This is a genomic window from Microbacterium sp. bgisy189 (genome assembly GCF_965345345.1).
In the GTDB taxonomy this organism is placed as follows: domain Bacteria; phylum Actinomycetota; class Actinomycetes; order Actinomycetales; family Microbacteriaceae; genus Microbacterium.
Map to the genome: position 1 here is coordinate 50,454 of NZ_CBDRMZ010000012.1, position 22,447 is coordinate 72,900.

The window sequence follows — 22,447 nt, forward strand, 5'->3', positions numbered from 1 at the left end:
CTCCTCAGTCGAAGGTGGCGTCGATCAGGAGGTCGAGCGCGTCGGCGAGCTCGCGGAGACGATAGCTACGTCGGCCGGCGATGACGTGGCCGAACAGATTGACGAAGTGCAGCTCGCGGGTGGCGGTGTCGGCGACAGCGACGGTATGGACGTCGTGCGCGTCGATGTATTGCCAGCTGATGATGTAGTTGCGGCCGGCGACGTGCGCCTGCGCCCAGCGAAGGAGCAGCGCGCCGAGCGGGCCCTCTTCGGAGGCGCGGGGCGAGTAGGGGTCTGCCGGCACGATCGCGTCGACGGAATGGAATCCGACTGAGGAGCGGGTGATCTCGTAGCTGTCGAGCGGGATGTCGGTGAAGAGGTCGTTGTATCGGGTGCCGGTGTCGTCGGTGATGACGATGTTGTTGAGCGTGCTCATCGGTGTCTGGTCCTCTCGGTGTGTGGGTCAAGCGGCGCAGCTGGTGAGCTGCGCGCGGAGGGCGGTGTAGTCGGCCGGATTGACCGTCAGCTGGTACGCGGCGAGGACGTCGACGAAGCGGGATGCGTAGACGCATCCGTAGTCCGCGGCCGGGGGCATCCACTCGGCGGGCCCGCGGTCGCTCTTGGACTGATTGGCGCTGCCGTCCGTGGCCTGCAGGTTGAGCGGGTCGTTGGCGAAGTGTTCGCGCTGCGTCTCGTCCCATTCGTCGGCGCCCTGGCGCCATACCCAGGCGAGGGGCACGATGTGGTCGATCTGCACGAGCTCGCTGGTGCCCTGTCCGCGCTGGAAGGTGATCGTGAGCCCGGTGTACGGGTCGTGCAGCGTTCCGGTGAGGACGACGCAGTCGTGGGTGCCGGGCTTGGTGGTGATGTCCTCGAGCGCGGCCGCGAGCGCATCGTTGCGCTGGTCGCAGCCGTTGCGGTCGATGTCGGCCCAGCGTTGCCCGAAGGCGTCGCGCTGATAGGTGTCCTGATTGTCAGCCTCGGCGATGTCCAGCTGCTCGAGCTGCTCGAGGCTCGCGGTGGCTTCTGCCGTGAGGTCAGCCGATGGCGTTGCCGGCGGTGCGGCGGATGCGGGGGGTGGGGTCTCGATCGTCGCAGCGGGACTGCTGCTGGCGGCCTGCGTGGTGAGGGCGATCGCGCCGGCGAGCAGTGCGACGACCAGGGCGCCGGCGGCGGATGCGGTGCGGGTGGTGCGGCGGGTCATGGTGGTCCGTTCAGAGGAAGAGGATGGCGCCGAGGACGACGGCCGCGACGAGCGCGGCTGCACTGATGGCGAGGCTGGCGAGGAGTTTGAGGGTGCGCCGCACGGTGCGCTCGGCGCGCCGGATGGTGTCGAGGGTGACGAGGATGCCGACGAGACCACCACTGCCCAGCAGCAGGGGAGCGAAGTCGCGCGCGGTGCTGAGGGCGAGATCCATGGTTCCTCCGGGTGAGTGCGTCTAGGGGTATAGGCCGCGGTTGGGGGTGTTCGCGGACAGGGGTGATCCGGGGACGGGCATGGGCGGGCCCGTCCCCGGATCCGGCTACGCGGCCGTTTCCTGGCTCTCCTCGCCGAGCATGGCGTCGGCGATCGCGTTGACGGCGCGGAGGACGTTGCCGGCGACGCTGCGGATGAGGTCGACGTCGCCGCCGGCCCATCCCGCGACGTAACCGATCGACCACGCGCTGGTGTCGAGTCCGAGGAGTCCACCGGCGCAGTAGGCGACCGACTCGGCCTCGGTCTCGATCACGCCGCGGTGCTCGCGCGTGCTGCCCTCGTCGAAGTGCAGGAGTGCGTGGCCGATCTCGTGCAGGAGGGTCTTGACTCGCATGGCCGGCGCCATCTTCGCGTCGACGCGGATCTGTCGGGTGAGGCCATCGGTGTACCCGTTGAGTCCGTCCTGCTCGATGTCCTCGAGCGCGACGTTCCACCCCTGGCCGGTGATGTAGACGGCGAGCTGGTCGAACAGCCCGGCGACGTCGTCTCCCTCGAGGTAGACGGCGGGCTGCTCGGGAAGCGGCTCTCCCTCGGTGTCGGTGACGTCGAAGACGGAGAGTACGGGGTAGATCACCCGGCTGCTGGTGGACTCCTCGCCGGTGGTCTCGTCGACCTCGACGATGCGCTTGGTGGAGTAGCCGAAGATCTTGATCGACTTCGCGCCCTTGACGACGTGTCGGCCGAGGCTCTCCCACTGGCGGTAGCCGAGGCAGTAGGTGCCGCCCTGCGCGAGGATGAGCATCTGGTTGGAGAATGAGCGGCGCCGGACAATGCGGGCGAACCGCAGCCAGGCCTTCCAGTTCTCGCTCTCGGCGAGTGTGGTGACCTGGGCGGTGAGCTGGGCGTGTAGCGCTTCGGCTTGCGCGCGGCGCTCTTCCGGGGTGCGCCGGGTGGTGCTGGAACGGCGGGTCTTGGTGGGCATGGAGTCCTCCCTCAAAGTGGACAAGTAGTGAATGTGACATTCACTACTCTAAGGGGTGGGCGGACAATGCGTCAACACCGGTTCTGAGCGGGCCAGCGGGAGGCGGTCAGCCCTGCAGAATGTCGGTGGCCGACTTGGGGTACGCGGTGCGAGGCAGCGTGATCGGTATGCGCCGGCGCTGGGTGCTGCTGCCGAGCGGGAAGGCGTCTGGTGCAAGTACCTTCTTGCAGGGAGCACTATTCATCAGTTCTCACTTGCGGTGTAGCCGGATTCAGCAAGGCTTCGACGCGCAATCGTGAGAACCGTGCAGGAACGGTACGACGGGTAGACCGATGCCGCGTCAGGGCTGGCCGTTAACTCGAGACGTGTCCAGGGTTCCGCGTCATCACCGCTGCGAGAGAGAATTTCAACGCCGACGGCACTCGCTGTAGCAACAAGAGCTACGACTGACAGAGTCAGTCCTCGATGTCGCCTAGTTGTTCCCCGGCGAGAGCTCGTTGGACGAGCCGCGCATGTTCTGCGGACAACGGGAACTGGATCTCATCGCAGTCTGGAAAGTTCTCATCCCCAGCACTGACGCTCAGGAGGAAGTCGCCTCCGGGTTCTCGGAGCACGACGAGCATGCCGCTTGTCAGTGAAGGCTCTCCGTCGATTGTGCTCACTGGCCAGGTCAGCGCGATTCGAATGAGTTCGTCGCTCATCAAGATGAAGCTCGATTCTGGTTGCACTTGCTTGTTGAGCCAGGCTACCGAGCCGACCCACGAGCCAAGCGGGTCGCCGTGCGCCGATATGGTGCACACATGAAGCACCTGCACTACGGCTCGATCGTTATAGCCATCTCTGATCAGTTGGCCTCGACCTTTCAGACAGCAGCGCACGACTTCATGGCCGCGGGGCGCTCTGCAGTCTGGCCAGTCTCGGGCTACCGCGATGATCGGGATGAGATCTCGATTCAGCTGGCTGTTGGTCCTGGGATTGCGTTTGCGATCACCGACACTTGGCTCCCCGACGAGCGCGAGCCTTCACGACACGATGCGGACTCGATCGCATACATAGATGGCGAGCACGAAGCCCTCGAGAAGGAGCAGTTGAGCGAGGCGGTCCGGAACGTGCTGGTGTACGGCCGGTTCGACAGGCACTCAATGAAGGATGCCGGAAGCTGGCGGTTCAGCGGGCATCCAGCCGTTACCGACGCACACGATCCTCAATCCGCCGTGAACTCCCTAGGGCGTGTTGATTTAGTGCCGGGGTCGCTGGAGTCCAGTTAGTGCGCGTTGCCGAGTCCGCCAGTGAGGCGGCCGTGGAATCGGGCGGTGGCGTCGTTCATGCCGGTGAAGGTGACGGTCTTGCCGAGGTGTTCGTATTTGGTGTGGATGGCGTCGAGCGCGGCGACGGTGGATGCGTCCCAGACGTGGGAGCGGGTCAGGTCGACGACAACGCGGTCGGGGTCGTGGGTGTATTCGAACTGCGTGGTGAGGTCGTTGCTGGAGGCGAAGAACAGTTCTCCGTCGACGGTGTAACGGGCGGTGGGCTGGCCGTCTTGGTCGGTGATCTCGCGGGTGACGGTGGTGAAGTGCGCGACGCGGCGGGCGAAGAGGATCATCGCGGCGATGACGCCGACGCCGACGCCGATGGCGAGGTTGTGGGTCCACACGGTGATGCCGACGGTGACGACCATGACGAGGGTTTCGCTGAGCGGCATGCGCTTGAGGGTGGTGGGGCGGATGCTGTGCCAGTCGAACGTGGCGACGGAGACGACGATCATCACGGCGACGAGGGCGGCCATGGGGATGACGGCGACGATGTCGCCGAGCACAAGCACCAAGACGAGGAGGAACACGCCGGCGAGGAAGGTGGAGATGCGGGTGCGGGCTCCGGATGCCTTCACGTTGATCATCGTCTGCCCGATCATCGCGCAGCCGCCCATGCCACCGAACGCGCCGGAGAGGATGTTCGCCGCCCCCTGAGCCCACGCTTCGCGGGTCTTTCGGGAGTGGGTGTCGGTGATGTCATCGACCAGTTTCGCGGTCATGAGGGATTCGAGGAGCCCGACGATGGCCATCGCGGCGGCGAACGGGAAGATGATGCCGAGGGTGTCCAGGGTGAGCGGAACGTTCGGGATGAACAGTTCGGGCAGGCTCTGCGGGAGTTGGCCCTGATCGCCGACGGTGGGGACGCTGATACCGAACACGACAGCGGCGGCAGTGAGCAGAACGATCGCGACCAGCGGTGCCGGGACGACACGGGTCAGCAGCGGCATCAGATACATGATGAGCAGGCCCGCGACCACGAGCGGGTAGACCATCCAGGGCACCCCGAGCAGCTGCGGGATCTGCGAGATGAAGATGAGGATGGCGAGGGCGTTGACGAACCCGACCATGACGCTGCGGGGTATGAACCGCATTAGCTTCGCCACCCCGAGAAGTGCCAGCACGATCTGGATGAGCCCACCGAGGATCACGGTGGCGATGAAGTAGTCCATCCCGTACTCGCGGGCAACAGGGGCGATGACCAGCGCGATGGCGCCGGTTGCGGCGGTGATCATCGCGGGCCGGCCGCCGAGGAATGCGATGGCGACCGCCATCACGAACGACGAGAACAGCCCCACCCGGGGGTCGACCCCGGCGATGATCGAGAACGCGATCGCTTCGGGGATCAGCGCGATCGCGACGACCAGTCCGGCGAGGACTTCGCGGGTGAGAATGCGGGGGCTGCGCAGCGCTTGCAGAACGGTCGGTTCGATCCGGTAGCGGGCGGCGGGATCTTGCGTGGGCACGACGGCGGTCACGGTGCTCCTTCGTGGTCGGCGGGGATGTAAGCCCGCAGGAAGGCGCTCCGTTGCGCCGGGAAGTCTCAGAGATTCGGGAGAGGATGGATGCTGCACGACAGGGTGCGAGCGAACAACGAGACTCTAACGTAACGTGAGGGTTGAAGGAAATCGGGGATCATGACTGACGCGGCGATGCACATCGGTGAACTGGCCGAGCGCACTGGTCTGTCACTGCGCACCCTCCGCCATTACGACGAGATCGGTCTCGTCACTCCGTCCGGACGCACCGATGGCGGGTTCCGCCTCTACACCGCCGACGACGAGGCACGGGTGATGCTGATCCGCCGGATGAAACCCCTCGGCTACAGCCTCGACCAGATGCGTGAGCTGCTCGACCTCATCAATCTGGTCAACGCCAACCCGCGCGATCCGGAACTTGATGCTCGGTTTGAGAGTGTCCGGCAGGAGGCGCTCGAGCGGCGCGACCGTCTCAGAATCCAACTCGCCGCCGCCGAGGAGTTCGTCGCTCAACTTCACGCCCGCTCCACGAAGGTGTAAGCGGCTCACCCAAGTCCGCTCAGCGCGCGCCGGTCTTGACCCAGATTAAAGTTCCGGCGAGACAGATCGCGGCGCGGTAGTTGCGGGCGAGTTTGTCAGAGCGCATCGCGATCCCGCGCCACTGCTTGAGCCGGTTGAAGCACCGCTCAACCACGTTGCGCCCCTTGTAGCGAGCTTGCTGCTGGTCGCCGAAGTCGATCGGCCGACCCGGCCGCTTCCGGCGGTGCGCGATCTGGTCGTCACGCTCCGGGATGGTCGCAGCGATCCCGCGGCTGCGAAGCCAGGCGCGGTTCGCCTTCGAAGGGTAGCCCTTGTCGGCAAGTACCCGGTCCGGGCGGGTTCGGGGCCTACCCTTACCGGCGCGGGGCACGCGAATGTCTTCGAGGACCGCGGTCATCATCGTGGTGTCGTTGACGTTGCCGCCGGTGATCAGCATGCCCAACGGCCGGCCACGGCCATCGCAGACCATGTGCAGCTTGGTTGTCAGTCCGCCGCGAGAGCGTCCGATCCCGTGATCCGGCGGCTCGACCCACGGATTCCTGTCATTCGGTAGAGCCCCCTGTGTCCCGCTTCAGGGTCGCGCCGTGCTGATGCACACGCGCGATCGTGGAGTCGATCGAGACCACCCAGTCAATCTTCCCGGCGGCATCTGCCTGCCTCTGGACCTCCGCGAGCAGCTTCTCCCAGGTGCCGTCCGCGGCCCATCGGCTGAACCGCTTGTAAATGGAGTTCCACTTCCCATACTGCTCCGGCACGTCCCGCCAGGGAGCGCCGGTGCGGTACTTCCACGCCATTCCCTCGACAGCGAGCCGATGATTCGTCCACGGCCTCGACCGGCCCGTAACCGTCGGCATCAACGGCTCCATCACGGCCCACGCCTCGTCAGAGATCTCGTGTCGCATCACCGTTCAAGGCTCACCGAGACAAGGGCAGATGACTTGATCAACACGCCCTAAACCGCGAGGGAATCGATGTCGTCAGCGTGACTGAGAGCGGCGCCCCGGGCGACTCAGCTTGGTCGAACTTCTACATCCTCGGGCGGTATGTCGACACTCACCTGTGAGATGCAACCGGTGGCGGGCTGCCAGTGCTGCTTGAGCGCTCTTGCGGGGTCGTTTCGTAGCGTGTCAACATCGGTGGGAGCTGGGTCGTGGAGTGCTTCGGTCACGATGAGGACGCGGCGGGTGTCGGGCTGGATGGCTGCCGTCAGACCTCCCCGATACGTGTGACAGTAAGCCTGTCGAGAACGTCTTCCGGCCGTAACCGGTGCTGATCGAGCAACTTCACAACTCCATCGGTACGTTCGCTCGCCACTTTGATGTTCCGCAGTAGCTGCAGACCTTCCCAGAGCCGCTCGGTATCTGTCGCGAGTGCGCGGATGTCGTCGGGTGTCACGCGGTAGCTGTCTCCGCCGGCAACTGCGATCGCGTCCTTATGGACGAGCGTGCGCGGGGTGACCATAACCGCTGCGCTAATCTCGGGGACCGCGACCGCTCTGTCTTCCGCCACAAGTGCGAGGTGCCCGTTCACCTGCAGGGTGTCGGTCACACCAATAACGCCGTCGATCTTGTGTTCGCTCTTCGCCTCGACGCTGATCCACTGTGTCTCGTCCCAGCACCAAGCAGAATCGGTCCGCGAGTTCCCCTTCGGCTTGAACGCGTGCGCCCCTAGGAACAGCCCGAGCTGTGTGAGCGCGGGTTCGTAGGCCTTGTGGTCGATCTGCGAGAGGCCATCGAGCATGTTCTCGAACGCGGTCTTGAGCTTCGCGGGACTTCCCACCCCGTCTATATAGGTGCTGAGCCGTGATGCTGCACTCAGAAGCTGTGCGCTCGGGGCGAGAGCTTGCCGGCCTTGGAACGGAAGGAACGCTGCCATCCACGTAGCGGGCTTGGCGGCATCGACCGCCTGCGCGGCAAGCGCGTCCGCCCTGACGGCCAATTCTTCGTCGTTTGCATCGCGGGCGGCCTTATCGATGGTGACCGCGGCTCGGAACAGCAGCGTGGCTTGGTAGCCCCGCACCGCTGGATACGAGGTCAACGCGGTCGCCGCGAGGTGCAGCTTTTCGCTGGCCGCCTTCCAATCCGCGTTCCACATTCTCTCCATCGCTTCAACCTCGTGCTTCGCCGCCTCCGCGAGTCCGGGTGCCTCCGCGGGCTCATGCTGCACGGCAGCAGCCCTGATTCGCGCGAGCTCTTCCTCTGGGTCACTTCGCCACTGCTTGCCCTGCTCGAGGAACATCGCGACGTTCTCTCGAACGTCGTCGAGCGACGTATCGGACTGGTCCAGACCGAACTCGATTTCGGACTGCAAGTCAGGCGACAGTGTTGCGCGCATTTCTTCGCGGGAAAGGTAGGTGGTGGTCTCTTTATCGGCGACGATGACGAGTGCCCAGTCCCTTGGGCCGCGGGTGCACCGTCCGATGCCCTGAACCACGCGGCTCCGTACCCGTTCGGCTGAGACGGCGGCCGCGCGCGCACGGGAAGCGTAGAACCGCTCCTGGAGGTTGGTGACGCCGGGATATCCAGCCATCGTTACTGATCGGCAGGCCTTGCCGGGGAGATCGATGCCGTCGTAGCGGTTGGCGAGCAAAGCGACCGACTTGGTCGACGCGGCAAAGTCGTCGAGCGAATCCTCGACGTCGCTTTTTCGGAACACAGTCCAGTTCTTGGGCACGATCGTTGTGCTGGCGTTCTCCGCCTCCTTCTCGCTCGGGGTGATGACGATGGACTTCCCGACCGACTTGATGAGTTCTTTGGTGAGCTTGTCTGGATCCGCATTAGGAACCAAGTGCGGGAATACGAGGAAGCGACGTCCGGAGGTGGGGGTTGGTGCTCCCTCGGGGCGGTGCAAGCGTGCGACGGATGGCCTTCCGAAGGCGCGCTCCAACTCGCCAGAGGTTCCGAGCGTCGCCGAGAGGTAGACCCGTTGCGTTGCCGAGGCGAACAGCGAGTTCTCGAATGTTGGCGGGGTGACGGGTCGTGCTTCGATCTTCGACCAGGAGACGTAGAGCGTGCAGGCAGCGAGGTGGCCTCCTATTGCGTCGAAGGCGAATTTCTGTGCTGCTGCGAACCGATCGGAGCGGTCAACGCGCGCGAAGGCGCCGAGAGCACGTGCAAGTCCCGGCAGTGCGTCGTCGCGTTGGGCGAGGACGAGACCGTCAACAAGTTCACGGGTTCCTGCGCCGGGGGTGTTCCCGATGAGCTGCTGATACCGCTCCTGGGGGAGCATCGGTGCGACCGCTTCCAGCGCCTCGCTCCAAATCGACCCGTAGAGGTGGCGTGGTATTTCGACGGTGTACGCCTTTGACACGTACTGCTCGCCCGCGTGCGCGTCGTCGAACACGATGATGTCTGCCTCAATCAGCTTCGGAGACGTGTTGAAGATCGAGCTGTAGGGGACCACGGCCGTAGCCTTCGCACGCTCGTACTTGCTTTGAGCCGACGGATCCCACTGCTTCCAAGACCCCGAGAGATCGACGACGTCGATACCTTCCTTCTCCGCTGCCGCTACGACTTGACGCACGAGCTGCTTGGTTGGGCAGACGAAGATGGCGCGCCCCTTACCCTCGCGGCGCCGCCAGTCCGCGATAAGAAGGCCGGTCAACGTCTTCCCCGTACCAGTCGGCAGTTCGATCGCAAGATCCCGGGCACCCACGCGCTTCTCGGCATACTCGCGCAGCAGATCGACCTGCTGCGGCCATAGCGTGTCTGAGTTTTCCCCCGTCTTCCGCAGTAGCGGGAACAGCTTCTCCGGAGTTTCAGCGCGCAACTGCGTATCCGAGCGCTTCTTGATCGCCATCGTTCCCCCTAATTCGTCGGTGCCCCTGGGCGGAGCGTTCGTGCGCGACTGAGACCACCGCTCGAACAGCGTTCACGGTCTGGAACACTTGCTCCATGAGCACTGACAAGGAAGTCGTACCCATACTGGTCACGCTAGGACATCTCGGCGACGACAGCCTGCAGCTGCGTTTCCCGTCGGAGCACAGCGACGAGATCCTGAAGCTTCTCGACGAGCACGGTATCGACCACAACACAGCCATGGAGCATTCCTATGATCCGACTGATTGGATCGAAGTAGTCAAGGTGCTCGGCATAGCTGCCGGCAGCGCCGGCGGCCTGCACGGTCTGGCGAAGGTGATTACGGCGTTCGTTCGTCGTCACGATGGCAAGCGATTCATATTCACGAAGGACGGCGAATCCGTAGACGCTCAGGGCTACTCCCAGCGGACGGTAGAGGCCATGCTCCAGAAGATGCCACAGGAGCAGGCAGATCTGGACGCCGCCACCCGACGCGCGATGGGTATCGACGACGCTTAGAGCGGCACGGCACCGCTCCGAGCAAGTGCCATGGCCGCCCAATGGGACATTGAACTTGCCATGAAGTTCGGGCCTGGTCGTCTGGTGCAGTGCTCAATCGCAGTGAGCTTGAGGGCGCGGCCCGACCGTCTCGAGGCCGGGCTTGCGGAGTGCATAGCATCGGTGGCATGCCGGCATCTCGCAATCGCATCTCTGCCATCACGCGTCGAAAGCTGTTCGATTCGATCGCGCTGTCAGGGTTGGGTTGGTCGGGCCGTCTCCAGGAGCCGGACTTCCTTGGGCGCCTCTACGATCTGAGCAGCTTGCCGAGCGCGGATACGCGGTATCGCGATGCGCATGGAGACATCTGGCAGCACCGCGTGAACAACTACGACTGGGACGACGACTGGGTCTTCTCGGACAGTCGGTTCAACCTCGCGCATGGTGATGACGATGTAGTTCTCGCGTTCCTCGCCGAGATCTTGCATCCCCTCGTTCGTTCCGACGAATCGGAGGTCGCGGCGCTCCTCAAGGGCTTCAACGAGGCGCTGGCCCGCGACGGGTATGAACTGTATGCCTCCGATTGGATTAGCGGGCACGCTGTCTATGGCTGGCGGCGACTCGACGCGTTTCACGGCTCAGCGCCCGAGTTGCGTCTGAGCGAGCGGCCGCTCACGGATCCTGCGGTGCTTCAGGAGCATCTCACTCGGATCCGGGCCGGGCTGGTGGCTGACCCGGCGGCGGCGATCTCCTCGTGCAAGAACCTGCTCGAGAGCCTGTTCAAGATCATCCTGGACCGCAGTGGCGTGAGTTACGGCGGCAACGACGACGTGCCGCGCCTGTATCGCAAGGTCGCCGAGCTGCTAGCTCTGAATGCGGAAGCCGTCCCCGAGTCGGCTCGCGCCAGCCAGACCTCTCAGCAGATCCTCCGAACGCTCGTGACGACTGTGAGCTCACTTGCCGAGCTGCGCAACGAGCTCGGAATCGGACATGGGCAATCGTCTCGCAGCGCAGCGCTTGCTCGCCATGCCCGTCTCGCTCTGAACGCAACCGTGACAATCGCGGAGTTCGTCCTCGATACGTGGCAGGCGCGCATCGAGTCTGGCGCGTTGGAGCTCCCCAGCTGACTTGCGACCGCTTCGATCACATCCGGCGGATATTAGCGAGTGCCTCATCGAGGGTGTGGAGCGCGTGGAGGACTTGGATCGAGCGGCTGAAGATCAGGCTCTCAAACATGGCGTCGTCGGTCTTGGGCATGACGGAGCGAGAGACGACCCAGGCGGCCCCTGATTCGATGCCGACGTCGTCGCTGAACATGTGTGCGGCGACCTCGTTGCGGATCTTCACGAGCGTCTCTTTGAAGGAGCGGTCATCGGCTATGTCCCGGACGCTTGCCTTGTAGGTGTTCTGCCCCGCGGTGAGCCCCTCGATGTCGATGAAGTCAGCGAACCGACCGGTCTGCGTGCGTGCAGTGCGTTGCAGGTCTCCCAGGACCCTGTAGACGCCTTCGATGCTCTCGCGCAGGACGAGGGCGAGGAGCTTCTCGGTCGTGACCCGCGCAGCGGGGTCTGCGGCCATGGCGCGCAGCAGCACGCGCATGTCGACGTCGATCTGGACGATGAAGAACCGAGCGGCCGCGTATGCCTTGACTACCGCAGCCTCGTCGCCGGCGCCAGCAACGCTCTCGACGTCACGCGCCCGGTGCTCGAGGGCCTCGACAGCGAGCGGGATGGTGCGGTCGAAGCCAGCGACGCTGTCGGCGTTGGATGGCGGCTGGCTGGGGCTGCTCATCGTCTCAGCGTGCCACCGAATCGGCGGGGCCGGTGGACGTCGATCGAAAGTCATCTTAAAGTTAAGGCATGAGTGGGTTGTTGGTGCATGGGCCGCGGATGATCGGGGCGCGTCGGCAGTTGTCTATCCCGCGGCGCGTGCTGGTGTCGGCGGGGATCGAGGTGCCGGGTCGGGTGCGGTTCGAGGTGGCCGAGGGGGTGGTGTGTGTGCGTCGCGCGGAGGAGGGTGAGGAGGGTGCTCAGATGGTGTCGAAGGTGGGCCAGCTTGTGACTCCGCCGTGGGTGATGCAGACTCTCGGGGTTGGTGTGGGCGGTGCGATCTATGCTCGGCCGCGGGCTGACGCCGTTGTGGAGGTCCTAGCCGGGTCTCGTCTGCAATTTGAGCTGGAGGGGGCAGCATGAGCATCTCGATCGTGCTGCAGACCCCTCGTCGGACTGCTGCCGATCGCGCGTGGGGTGAGCCCGGGCTGCGGGATGCCGCGGCCGCTCACGCGACTACGACGCTGCTGCCGGGCGCGGCGGTGTTGCCGTTGACGACGTTCCTGGACGCGAACGTGTATCCGGTGGTCGTCTGGGACCGGCGCGCGCTGTCGTTGCGGCTGACCCGGATGGATGGCCCGGCGGTGTCGACGGATGCCGTGCGTGACCTGCTGGATGCGGGGTGCCCGACGGTGCTGCGGGTCGCGGCGATGGTCGGGGTGGGCGCGCCGACGCCGACGAGGCGGGCGTTGCGGCCGCTGCGGTCACTGGCGAGGACGATCGGGATGTTTCCCGTGTTCCCGCGCCGGTCGCCGCTGGTCGCGGAGGAGTTCGACGCGCAGGGGACGGCGCTGGTGGTGTGTGACGAGTCGAGCGTCGAGGTGCATGTGGGCGGCGATGCCGGCGTGCGGGCGGGCTCGGCGTTGAGCCCGTTGTGGCGTCGGGTGTATGAGGAGCGGTTGTTCGAGTGGGCGATCCGGTCGGATGCGCTGCCGTGCGCGTTACCGGCCGTCGAGGGCCTTCACCCAGGAGTCGAGTGAGCGGGCAGGCGCCCAGCGGACGTCTTCCATCTCGACCTGGATCTCGGAGTGCAGGGTCTGGGCGTTCATCGCCTTCTCGCGGAACGACTTGAGGTTCTCCTCGCGGGTTCCGGAGAGCAGGTTCGCCGCGAACGTGGCGATCGAGCCGATGCTGTGTTCGGGTGCGGTGTGCTCGGTGACGTGGTCGAAGACCGCGCCGCCTTCGCAGATGTTGCAGTCGCACCAGAAGTAGTCGGCGGGGACCTGCGCGGCGACCAGCGGGAGCCGCTCGAGCAGGTGGTAGGACATCAGCCGCGGGACCAGCACGGAGGTGCCGGGGCTGCGGCCGCCGCCCTTGGAGGGCCAGATGTGGCGGAGGGTGCTGCTGGTGCCGACCGCGCCGAACCGGGCGCCGGCGGCGACCGCGGCGACGGCGGAGAGGTCGGTGCGCAGCAGCGCGATGCTCACCTGTGAGCCGAGCACGTGCAGCAGGCCGCGGACGGTGTCGACGGCGCCGAACGGGTCGGTGCTGTGGCCCAGGGCGAGGGCGACGGGGACGCCGGCGCGGTCGATCGCGGTGCGCAGCTGGTCGGCGGAGTTCTTCAGGATGAGGGACTCGATGGGCAGCATCGTCATCACAGTCCCGGAAGCCTGGCTCGCGATGTCTGCGCCGCGGCCGAGCGCGAGGTCGACCTGGGCGATGTTCTCGAGGCTGATGTAGCCGGTGTCGGTGAGCGCGACCGGCGCGCCGTGGTCGAGTTGCCAGGTGACCCATTCGAGGCTGAGCGGTGCGTCGCCGGTGGCGCGGTTCTTGCCGGAGTAGCGGTTCGCGTCGAACAGGATGCGCGATTCGGGGCCGGCGATGGAGCGGTGGGTGGTGAGCAGCTTGTCGGCGGCGGCGGTCTTGTTGCCGCCGGCGACGGTGTAGAGGGCGGTGATGCCCGCGTTGCGGCTGAACGCGGCGATGCGGTCGACCTTGGACTGCGGTGCGTGGATGAGGATGGCGCTGTCGATGCCCGTCCCGGCGGGAACCGGGGCGGGATGGTGACCGGAGGGCGGGGCGAGGTCGGTCATGTTGCGGCTCCCAACGTGATCGGAACGAGGTTCTCGGGTTGAGGGTTCTCCCCGAGGTAGTGACGGCGGAAGCCGTCTTCGGTCATGCCCGCCAGCCGTGCGATATCGGCGACGCTCTGGTGGCGGATGTTCTTGTGGGCGTTGATGATCTGGGTGAGGGTGGACGGGGTCTCGACGGCGACGTCGCCGGGTTCGCTGTTGCGCCAGCCCATCTGGCCGAGGCGCATGTTGAACTCGCGGTATTGCCGGTCGGTGATGATCTCCAGGTCGTAGGCGCGGCGGATCAGCGCGCCGATCGACATGCCCCACTTCTCCTTCAGGGTCAGCAGCCGCCGGAACTCTCCGGTGCGCAGCCCTGCCAGGTCGGGGCGGATGCTGTCGGCGGGCGCGAGCAGCTCGCCGGCGAACTTGTTGGCCTGGTCCTCCTGCTCAGGGCCGGGGATGTCGTGCATCAGCAGGTGCCCGAGCTCGTGCGCGACCGTGAACCGGAGCCGGTCGGGGGCGAGGCCCTTGGTTACCAGCATCATCGGGAACCGGGACTGGTCGCCGGGCCAGGTGGAGACGGCGTCCTGCCCGGGGGTCGAGAGGGGGCGTTCGATCACGATGATGCCGGCGGACTCGACGATGCCGACGAGGTTGCGGATCGGCCCGTCGCCGAGGTCCCAGCGTTCCCGGAGCCGGCGAGCGACCTCGCGGGGATCGCCGTCCAGGTCGATCGGGTCACGGACCAGGGTGCGTTGCGGCTGCGGCGCGATCCCGGTGAGCAGGCCCTCCATCGTGAGCCTGGTCAGGTGCGTGAGCGCTTCGATGCGTCGCATCGTGCGAACCGTCATCGTGCTCGCCCGGCGGCGGTGGTGCAGGCAGCTGATCGCTAGGCCCGGGACGGTGGGCTGCTCCTCGAGGATCTCCGGCGGGCAGTCCAGCGCCTTCACGAGCGCGTCCCGGCGATCCGGGGTGAGCTCCAGCGCCCCGGTCTCCAGGCGGGAGATGACAGCCTGCGAGACCCCCGCCTCTCGCGCCAGCTCGGTCTGGTTCCAGCCCTTCGCCTCACGCAGCAGGGTGATCATCGAGATCGCCGCATCCGCCATCAGTCACCTCCGCCGACAAGGCTAGCATAAGAACTGCATTGTTTGCCGGGTACATGTGCCGCTTGGTCGAGCGGCGTGTCGCCAGATAGTGGGTTGTGGTGCGAGGGGCTCCCCTATGTGCGGGACGGATCGTTGGCGATGCCCATCATGCAGCAGGCCTCCGACTCCGACGCCGAAGTCTGGGGGTGCGCGATCCCGGCAGGTCTCTCTCGAGGAGGTCGCCATGACCGGAACGTCGACGCTGGTGGAGTTGCTACTGGCCCGGATCGAGCAGGACGAGCGGATTGTCGACTTGTCGCACCGGCATCCTCACGCGAGGCGTTACGGACGGCCGCCAGCTGATCGCGGTCGGGTCGCTATTCACGCTGGAACACTGCTATCGCTGTCCGACTCCCGCACACCTTCCTGTCGATCGGGCGTAAAGGCTCGCCCTCGCGCGATCACGGACAGTGATCGCTCGCCCCAGGGCGCGCCGGTCGGTCAGCGGAGGCAAGTTCGATGGTGAGTTGGCGGTCGACGGCGCGCGCGATTCGTCGAAGTGTGGAGAGGGTGGGCTGCTGAGATCCGTTCTCGATGGCGGAGATGACGGACTGCTTCGAGCCGACTCGATCTGCGAGTGCCGCCTGGCTGAGACCCGCGGCCGTGCGCGCCTGATAGACCATCTCTGCCATCGCGCGCCGTGCCTCTTCCTCTTCGAGCGCGGCGTCGAACCGTGCGCGCTCGTCTGTCGTCATGGCCGCGAGCGATGCGACTTCCAGCTCCCGAAACGGAGTGCTCATCAGTTCTTTCCTTGCTTGTGTCTTGCTTGCGCCCGACGAGCTCGAAGAATCTCGCCACGCTCATTGTTGCGCCATGTGCCCGCGGACTGCACCGTGTAGGCGGGCTTGCGTCGGTCGCGTTTCCGTAGGACACTTCTCTGTTCTGCTTGGAAGGGGCACCGGTGACGCACGATGATGGCGATGTCGACTGGGAGGAGGTCATCCGCGGCATGATCGCGCGCAGCGCCGAGTCTGCTCCCACCGAGCCGGGGGTATACCGGATGCCGTGTGGGAACTGCTACGTCGACTTCTTCCTCACCTCGGACGGCGCCGAACGGTGGCTCGTCCCCGGCGATGAGCGCAGCTACACCCGCGACACCGTCGCCGTCGCCCGGCACGGCGACTACCCGTGGGAGCGTATGTACACCCTCGCCCACGCCGCCGCAGAGATCCGGCGCCGCGCGGCCGACGTCGGGAGACCCGTTGATGCCTTGATTGAGGAACTGGCAATGATCGCGGAAGCGGCGGACGCAGCCGAGAACGAGGAGATCGCCCGCATCGTCCGGGAACGGCCCACCGACAGTGAGGACATCCCGCTGGCCGACCTCGCTCGGAAGTTCGGGATCGATCTCGACGAACTCTAGCGATATCTATCCGGGTCTATCGAAACGCTAGACATCGCTAGATTCTGCAAGAGCATCCATCACCTGCGAGAGGCCTGCCATGAGTGAGTATCCGTGGTTCGACTTCGACCAGGTCGACTACGTCACTGCGGACACCCACTTCGACCACGCGCGGATCAGCGAGCTCGCGGAACGCCCGTTCACCACCGTCGACGACATGAACACCGAACTCGTCCGCAGTTGGAATGAGGTCGTCAGCCCGACCGATGTGGTGCTGCATCTCGGGGATGTCGCACTCGGACCGATCGAAGAATCGATCGGCCTCACCGCGCAGCTGAACGGTTGCCGATACCTGGTACCCGGAAACCATGACCGGGTGTCGCCCGCGACGCAGTCGAGGAAGGCGATCGAAAGGTTCGCGCCGCTCTACGAGGCGGCCGGGTGGACCATCCTGCCGGAGGTCATCGAAGGGACCCGGCGCGGGTACCGGATCCTCGCCTCCCACTACCCCTACAAGGGCGACTCCCAAGAGTCGGACCGGCACACCACGCACCGGCCGCGCTGGGACGACGGGATCCCGCTCCTGCATGGCCACACCCACGCACGCGATCACGGCCCCATCGGCCACCAGTTCCACGTCGGCGTCGACGCCCACGGGTACGCGCCCATCCCCTTCACCGTCATCGACGCCTGGATCCGCAACCTGCCGGACGTCGAGCCGTGGCTCGATGTCACGATCCGTGAGGCCCGTCAACTCGTCGCGGACTTTGACGCCAGCGAGACCTCGAACTCCGATGCCCTGTTTTACCAGATGGGATACAACGAACTGCTGATCGCGCTCGAGGACCTCCTCGGCGCGCTGGACCGCCAGTGGCCCCGCCGTGACGAATCGTGTTGATCGCGAGCAGCAGTCATGTGCCGGCGGAACCGCGGAGCCGTGTCAAGGGAAAGCGATGCTGTGGGATTGAACGGCAGCCCGATCAAAATCGGGCCAGTTTGTGACGGCTCTCATGAGACAAATCGGTGCCAGCGTCGATCCGGTCGAGCAAGGGGTTCAGGTCAGCGGGTTCACGCATGACAGTTGGTCATGAGATCCCACAATCAGCCGCCGGTCTGTCAGATCGTATACGTACTGCCGCACACCCGAAGCGGAGGGCGGCATCCCTACCGTCACGACGCACCGTCCCGGGAACCACCAGCGGAGAGCCTTCACTGAGAGACTGCCGTAGGCGCGAATCGTGGTCTCGTAACCTCAGCATCATGATCTCCGGAGAGATCAGTCGCGGACTCGTACGGTATCTACGCGGCAGCCCGGAGAGAGGGAGCAGATGGGCCACTACGACCTCAATCGCATGGGCTGGCAGCAGTTCGAGCACATGCTTCAAGCTCTCGCAAAGGCCGAGCTGGGCAATGGTGTACGCCCGTTTGGGTCCGGTAAGGATGGTCAACGCGACGCAACCTTTGAAGGTCGGGTCACTTTCCCTGTGGGCAGCGCGAGCTCTTGGAATGGATACGGCGTCATCCAGGTGAAGCACCACGAGAAGCCAACCACAGCTACCGCCGACTGGAAGTGGTTCATCGAGGAGGTGCGCGGCGAGATCCGCGGCTGGCTCGGCAAGAAGCGTCTCGGCAAGAAGACACCGAAGTACCTCCTCTTCGCCACGAACGTGGCGCTCTCCGGCACGGAGGGCAGCGGAGGGAAGGACCAGTTTGAGCTTCTGATGAGCAACTCGGCCGCCGAGCTGGGTTTGGACGGCTGGTTCGTCTGGGATTACGCGGAGATCCGCACGATGCTCGACAAGCACACCTCGATACGACAGCGGTACCTCGAACTGATCGTGACCGGCGACTTCCTCGTGCAACTCGAGTCTCTGCTGCCCAAGAGGACCGCACTTGAAGCCGACAGGCTGGCGGGTCACGCTGTCGCGGAACTCATCACCCGACAATGGGTTCGCACCGGCGACGCCGGCTACAGCGACACCTCAAAGGTCCGACTGGCGGACATTGCAATCGATCTCCCGTGCGTATGGCGCGCGGGGCCCGCCAACGAGGCCGAAGGCCGACGCATGGCTGCACGCGTAACGCTCGCGATCGGCAATCGCGCATTGTCCAGCTCTGGGGGCTCCGGCCCGCAAGGTGTGGTCCTGATCGGAGGACCGGGCCAAGGAAAGAGCACCATCGCGCAGGTGATTGCACATGCTTACCGGGTAGCGTTCCTCCGCGACACCGACATAACCCGATACGGCGCCAACGCGAAGCACGCTTTCGACGGCTTGCGCGACCGTCTCACCACCGCCGGGATCCCAGCCCCGAAGCGCCGACGCTGGCCCATCGTCGTCGAGCTGGCCAAGGCAGGAACGTCGGTCGCTCGAGACGAAGGCGCCTTCTCGCTCCTCAAGTACATCGCTGACTCAATCCTCGTGGAGGGAAACCCGACCGACCCGAGCGCCCTGCTGGAATGGATGAGCAGCTGGCCGGCCTGCCTCATCCTTGACGGCCTCGACGAGGTTCCAGATGCGAAAGTGCGCAGCAGGCTGATCGATGCCATCAGCAGCTTCGTGAGCGAACTCAGCGCTCAACGCGCCGACGTTCTTGTCGTCGCCACCACTCGCCCGCAGGGGTACCGCGGAGAGTTCGGCGACGCTCTACCGTGTGAACAGTTGGAGTTGCTCGAGTTCACGGAAGGCGAAGCGCTGAGCTACTCCGAAGCGCTCACAGCCGTCCGAACGTCGGAAGACCCAGACCTCGCCGCGCAGGTCACCGAGCGGCTCATCACCGCTGTTCACGAACGAGTCACGCAGAGACTGATGACGACACCCCTGCAGGTGACGATCATGACCGCCCTTGCAGAGGAGGCCGTTGACCTTCCCAGCGACCGGTTCGAGCTCTTCGATCGCTACTACAAGGTGGTGTACGAGCGGGAGCTCGCCAAGAGCGAGGCGTTCGCCGAACTCAAGACACTCCGCCAACACATCGATCACCTGCACGAACAAGCCGGCATCAAACTGCAGGCACGCACCGAACAACCTGGCAAATCCGACGCCGTACTGACGAAGACGGAAATCGGTCGAATCCTCCGCAGGCGTCTCACCATGGCCGGATTCGATGAGACTGAGTCGGAGACGATTGCGGACAAACTCCTTCGGCTCTCCACCGAACGGGTCGTCATGCTCGTCTCACGCAGGCCGGCCAAGTATGAGTTCGAGGTCAGATCCCTGCAGGAGTACATGGCAGCGCGAGCCCTCACGGACGGCGACGACGCAACCGTGCTCGGCGGACTGAAGACGCTCATTCCGTCTAGCCACTGGCGAAACACCTGGCTCCTCGCCGCGGGAAGACTTCTCAAGCGGCGCGAGCACCTCACAGACGAAGTCATACAGATCGTGACCGAGTACGACACCACCACAGCAGAAACTCCATTGACCGCCCTCGGTGCCGGACTCGCTGGTGAGCTCTATCTCGACAATCTCGGCGCTGAGTTCCCCGCCGTGAGACGCGCGCTGCTAACGAGCGCGATGGCGCAGTTCGCGGAAACTGCTCCAGAGTTGCCCCGATCACTCGCCGACCTTATGGATCTAGCGCTATCGCAGGCCGAGCGCGAAAGCGCAATCGCGCTGGAGTCGCTGCACGAACTCAGCAGAAAGAACCTCTCCAACCTCGCGACCAAGTACCTCAGCGAGCACAGCAGCGGCATGTCGCCGGCAGCCAAACAAGCACGAACCACGCTCACCGAAGGACGCAAGTACATCAAGCCCGGCGGCCAGACGACGCGAGCACGAGCGCAGATCCTCGCACGACACCTCGCACGAGTCGCTGCCACGGTGCCCGAGGCACTCGTGCTGGTCGAGCGGCTGAATGAGGAAGCCGCATCGACCAGCAGTAGCAGTGGCGCAACGGCGTCGGTGGCGCTCCTCCAGGCGATGGACCAACCCGCGGCACGAGCAGGACTCGCTTCCACGATCAGCTCGATGGCCCATAGTCAGCCCGACGCGGCACACTATGGGACTGTTCTGCTTCGCCAACACGCGTCTAGATCGCTTCGAGGGCAAGGGTATGCCGGGTAAGTCGGGTGTTGCGCTCACCGGCCAAGCCGCCCGAATGCGTGCGAGCCCTTGACCTTGTCCGGGCGGGTGTCTTCTCGTCGGTGCCATCGTCGGCGGGCGACTCGGATCGATTGTTGGTGCAACGCTTCCGGGAACTGCTCACCGCTTTGTCACGGTCGCGCAGGTTGTCGCATCGCGGGGTACTTTGCGTATGGTGCTGCGGCTGCGATTTGCCATCGTCGGGCGACGCTTGGCGCCACGCCTGTGAGGTCACAGAGAGGACCGATCGGCATGGTGCTGGCGAGGTTGAGCATTGCGGAGCCTCGGAGCGCGACAATGCTGCAGCCGAGCGCTTCGAGGCTGGTCACGGGACGGTCGTAGTCGACATGCGCACCCGCCCTGAGCTTGGAGGGAAAGAGCCAATCGGAATCGGTATCCCATCGTCGGGGCGCGTCGATCTGGCTTCGAATGAGCTCTGGGAGTGGCGGTGGCAGGGTGATTGGAGTCTGTCCAAGCCGAAGTTGAAGGGTGTTGCCATCATCGATGATGTCCGCGCGCGTGAGGCGCAATACGTGGGAAGCGGGTCGACCGTAGAGGCCGCTGATGAGACCTGTGATCCGCGTGATCAGCGGCAGCGACTCGTCGGTGCTCAGTCTCTGGAGCCACTTCTTGTGTTCGTCTGGTGGGTAGCTGGTCGCTTTGAGACCGCTGGGATGCTTGATGGGTCGGAGCCGTCTTGCGCGGCCCGTCCGCGCGGCCCAGCGGAGAAAGTTTCGCAGGGAGGAGGCTTCCTTTGGGTTGTCGTCGAGGTACTGCTCGACGACGCTCTGCGGCGCTGTCCCGAGATCGATGCCGTTCTGGTCGAGGTGGTTGAGGAATCTCTCTGCTGTGCGGCAGATCAGTCGCGCCCGCATGTAGGACCCGTCCGTGATCCCCTTTTGCCTGATGAGCTGGCGGGTGCGTGCGGTGACTTCCCATCGGCAGAACGGTGTGAGGTGTCGCGCGACAGAGTCGGGCCGGTCGCTGAGGAAGGCGTCGAGCCATCGCTCGAACCGGACTCCACCTTCATCGCGCGGCTTGAGGATGCCGACGTCTGTAAGCGAGTGCCGGAGTAGGTTGGCAGGCTGGAAGGCTGGATGATCATCGAGTGCAGTGTGGCTGATCGGGATCTCCTCACGCAGCATCTTCCGGAGCAGGGCTGCGGTGCGGCTTCGCTTGGTCCACTTCGCCATCGATTGGGGTTCAGGGTGATCGAGTAGCCGCACTTGCAGGGGTGCGAGGAGCGAGCGCGTTCGCGCGGTTCCTTCGGCAAAGAGGTCATTGACGCAGTCGGTTGCGTGGCAGCGATGGCAGATGCGGCCGTACCGTGGCTCTTCGTTGCCACAACGTGGGCATGCGTATCGGGGTGGGGTTCCGGCGCATGTGCTGCAAACCAGGTTGCCGGCTTCGTCCACCGCGACGAGCAGAGCACTCGTGTAGCAGGTGGGGCACTTCTTCTTCGTGGACTTGGCGTGCCGGTAGCACGACTCGCAGGTGTCTCCTCCGAGGAAGGAGACGGCGATGGTCGTGGTCTTGTGGCAGTGGACACATCGCCCGATGCGTCCATCCGCGCAGTTCTCGCAGACGCTATGGCCGTCGACTCGCTTGTGCGCTGGCTGCATCCGATCGCAGATCGTGCAGAGCCGGTAGTTGGCGGGATCCTTCCTCCAGCACGTCCCGCACACGGCCGAGCCGTCTTCGAGTCTGCGTCGAATGATCTTAGGGAGGTGGCATCGGCCGCAGATCTTCGGTGTCGCCTTGGTATAGCACCCGTGACAACATCGTGAGCCGTCGGGGTGATTGGCTCCGAGCAGCAGATCTCGATCACAGTGTGTGCAGGCCGGCACGACAACATCGTGCCCTTGTGCGCGGGCGAGTCGGAGAAGCCGCTGCGCGGAACGACTCATCTGCTGATCGCCGTTGTGCGCGTAGTTGGGCGAGGTTTGCAGGTATTGGATGAGCCAGGCCCGGGCGGTCGGCGTTTCTACGACTAAACCGAGCATCTCGGCGACACCCGCCTTGCCGATCGTCTT

General features: G+C 65.0%; 21 protein-coding genes. 8 read left to right on the forward strand and 13 right to left on the reverse strand.

The features are described from left to right. Positions 1 to 4 precede the first annotated feature (4 nt). From ACSF8R_RS13295 to ACSF8R_RS13315, 5 genes are all read right to left on the reverse strand, one after another. A complete protein-coding gene (locus tag ACSF8R_RS13295; protein ID WP_251448554.1) occupies positions 5 to 415 on the reverse strand; it encodes a hypothetical protein in 411 nt (136 codons plus the stop codon). Positions 416 to 442: 27 nt separating this feature from the next. After that, positions 443 to 1,183: an HNH endonuclease family protein gene (locus ACSF8R_RS13300; RefSeq protein ID WP_193599307.1), complete on the reverse strand. Its 741-nt coding sequence runs from the start codon at positions 1,181 to 1,183 to the stop codon at positions 443 to 445. 10 nt (positions 1,184 to 1,193) lie between these two features. Continuing rightward, complete coding sequence (locus ACSF8R_RS13305; RefSeq protein WP_193599308.1) at positions 1,194 to 1,397, reverse strand: hypothetical protein; 204 nt, start codon at positions 1,395 to 1,397, stop codon at positions 1,194 to 1,196. Positions 1,398 to 1,502: 105 nt separating this feature from the next. Then, a complete protein-coding gene (locus ACSF8R_RS13310) occupies positions 1,503 to 2,378 on the reverse strand; it encodes an ArdC-like ssDNA-binding domain-containing protein (protein WP_193599309.1) in 876 nt (291 codons plus the stop codon). A gap of 455 nt (positions 2,379 to 2,833) precedes the next feature. Continuing rightward, on the reverse strand, positions 2,834 to 3,079 hold the full coding sequence (locus ACSF8R_RS13315) for a hypothetical protein (RefSeq protein WP_217585032.1): 246 nt from the start codon (positions 3,077 to 3,079) through the stop codon (positions 2,834 to 2,836). Positions 3,080 to 3,178: 99 nt separating this feature from the next. Between ACSF8R_RS13315 and ACSF8R_RS13320 the strand changes: the two genes are divergently transcribed. Beyond that, positions 3,179 to 3,646 (forward strand): hypothetical protein, encoded by a 468-nt coding sequence (locus ACSF8R_RS13320; RefSeq protein ID WP_061682440.1) that lies wholly within the window; start codon positions 3,179 to 3,181, stop codon positions 3,644 to 3,646. On the opposite strand, the gene ACSF8R_RS13325 is transcribed toward ACSF8R_RS13320, so the two are convergent. Beyond that, complete coding sequence (locus ACSF8R_RS13325; protein ID WP_061682431.1) at positions 3,643 to 5,166, reverse strand: SulP family inorganic anion transporter; 1,524 nt, start codon at positions 5,164 to 5,166, stop codon at positions 3,643 to 3,645. The genes ACSF8R_RS13320 and ACSF8R_RS13325 overlap by 4 nt on opposite strands. A gap of 159 nt (positions 5,167 to 5,325) precedes the next feature. Between ACSF8R_RS13325 and ACSF8R_RS13330 the strand changes: the two genes are divergently transcribed. After that, positions 5,326 to 5,706 carry a MerR family transcriptional regulator gene (locus ACSF8R_RS13330; RefSeq protein WP_061682430.1) on the forward strand — a complete coding sequence of 127 codons (381 nt, stop codon included), beginning with the start codon at positions 5,326 to 5,328 and terminating at the stop codon, positions 5,704 to 5,706. Between the two features lie 19 nt (positions 5,707 to 5,725). On the opposite strand, the gene ACSF8R_RS13335 is transcribed toward ACSF8R_RS13330, so the two are convergent. Further along, a protein-coding gene (locus ACSF8R_RS13335; protein WP_246367098.1) for an IS5 family transposase occupies positions 5,726 to 6,608 on the reverse strand; the annotation gives its coding sequence in 2 pieces (ribosomal slippage) (positions 5,726 to 6,253 and positions 6,255 to 6,608; 882 coding nt in all). Positions 6,609 to 6,912: 304 nt separating this feature from the next. After that, on the reverse strand, positions 6,913 to 9,504 hold the full coding sequence (locus tag ACSF8R_RS13340; RefSeq protein ID WP_061682427.1) for a DEAD/DEAH box helicase family protein: 2,592 nt from the start codon (positions 9,502 to 9,504) through the stop codon (positions 6,913 to 6,915). A 95-nt stretch (positions 9,505 to 9,599) separates the two neighbouring features. Between ACSF8R_RS13340 and ACSF8R_RS13345 the strand changes: the two genes are divergently transcribed. Beyond that, the gene (locus tag ACSF8R_RS13345) at positions 9,600 to 10,022 is read left to right on the forward strand and encodes a hypothetical protein (protein ID WP_061682425.1); all 423 of its coding nucleotides are present in this window, start codon (positions 9,600 to 9,602) and stop codon (positions 10,020 to 10,022) included. A 167-nt stretch (positions 10,023 to 10,189) separates the two neighbouring features. Beyond that, entirely contained in the window at positions 10,190 to 11,128 is a 939-nt protein-coding gene (locus ACSF8R_RS13350; protein WP_061682422.1) for an abortive infection family protein, read from the forward strand. A 16-nt stretch (positions 11,129 to 11,144) separates the two neighbouring features. On the opposite strand, the gene ACSF8R_RS13355 is transcribed toward ACSF8R_RS13350, so the two are convergent. Next, the gene (locus ACSF8R_RS13355) at positions 11,145 to 11,792 is read right to left on the reverse strand and encodes a hypothetical protein (RefSeq protein WP_251448559.1); all 648 of its coding nucleotides are present in this window, start codon (positions 11,790 to 11,792) and stop codon (positions 11,145 to 11,147) included. A 397-nt stretch (positions 11,793 to 12,189) separates the two neighbouring features. Here ACSF8R_RS13355 and ACSF8R_RS13360 point away from each other — a divergent pair, with 397 nt between their 5' ends. Further along, complete coding sequence (locus tag ACSF8R_RS13360) at positions 12,190 to 12,810, forward strand: hypothetical protein (protein WP_061682416.1); 621 nt, start codon at positions 12,190 to 12,192, stop codon at positions 12,808 to 12,810. On the opposite strand, the gene ACSF8R_RS13365 is transcribed toward ACSF8R_RS13360, so the two are convergent. The 3 genes from ACSF8R_RS13365 to ACSF8R_RS13375 form a co-directional block, all read right to left on the reverse strand. After that, positions 12,772 to 13,863, reverse strand: a complete 1,092-nt coding sequence (locus ACSF8R_RS13365; RefSeq protein ID WP_061682415.1) for a hypothetical protein — start codon at positions 13,861 to 13,863, stop codon at positions 12,772 to 12,774. The two genes, ACSF8R_RS13360 and ACSF8R_RS13365, sit on opposite strands and share 39 nt — an antisense overlap. Next, on the reverse strand, positions 13,860 to 14,951 hold the full coding sequence (locus tag ACSF8R_RS13370) for an XRE family transcriptional regulator (RefSeq protein ID WP_061682412.1): 1,092 nt from the start codon (positions 14,949 to 14,951) through the stop codon (positions 13,860 to 13,862). The genes ACSF8R_RS13365 and ACSF8R_RS13370 overlap by 4 nt, the downstream gene beginning before the upstream one ends. A 440-nt stretch (positions 14,952 to 15,391) precedes the next feature. Continuing rightward, on the reverse strand, positions 15,392 to 15,730 hold the full coding sequence (locus ACSF8R_RS13375; RefSeq protein ID WP_231860830.1) for a helix-turn-helix transcriptional regulator: 339 nt from the start codon (positions 15,728 to 15,730) through the stop codon (positions 15,392 to 15,394). A 161-nt stretch (positions 15,731 to 15,891) separates the two neighbouring features. On the opposite strand from ACSF8R_RS13375, the gene ACSF8R_RS13380 reads away from it, so the two are divergent. From ACSF8R_RS13380 to ACSF8R_RS13390, 3 genes are all read left to right on the forward strand, one after another. Continuing rightward, positions 15,892 to 16,353: a zinc ABC transporter ATPase gene (locus ACSF8R_RS13380; protein WP_217584117.1), complete on the forward strand. Its 462-nt coding sequence runs from the start codon at positions 15,892 to 15,894 to the stop codon at positions 16,351 to 16,353. 79 nt (positions 16,354 to 16,432) lie between these two features. Then, positions 16,433 to 17,230 carry a metallophosphoesterase gene (locus tag ACSF8R_RS13385; RefSeq protein WP_217584118.1) on the forward strand — a complete coding sequence of 266 codons (798 nt, stop codon included), beginning with the start codon at positions 16,433 to 16,435 and terminating at the stop codon, positions 17,228 to 17,230. 430 nt (positions 17,231 to 17,660) lie between these two features. Beyond that, positions 17,661 to 20,396, forward strand: a complete 2,736-nt coding sequence (locus ACSF8R_RS13390) for an NACHT domain-containing protein (RefSeq protein ID WP_217584119.1) — start codon at positions 17,661 to 17,663, stop codon at positions 20,394 to 20,396. A gap of 149 nt (positions 20,397 to 20,545) precedes the next feature. On the opposite strand, the gene ACSF8R_RS13395 is transcribed toward ACSF8R_RS13390, so the two are convergent. After that, the coding region (locus ACSF8R_RS13395) for a hypothetical protein (protein ID WP_251448565.1) at positions 20,546 to 22,447 on the reverse strand (1,902 nt) is incomplete at its 5' end.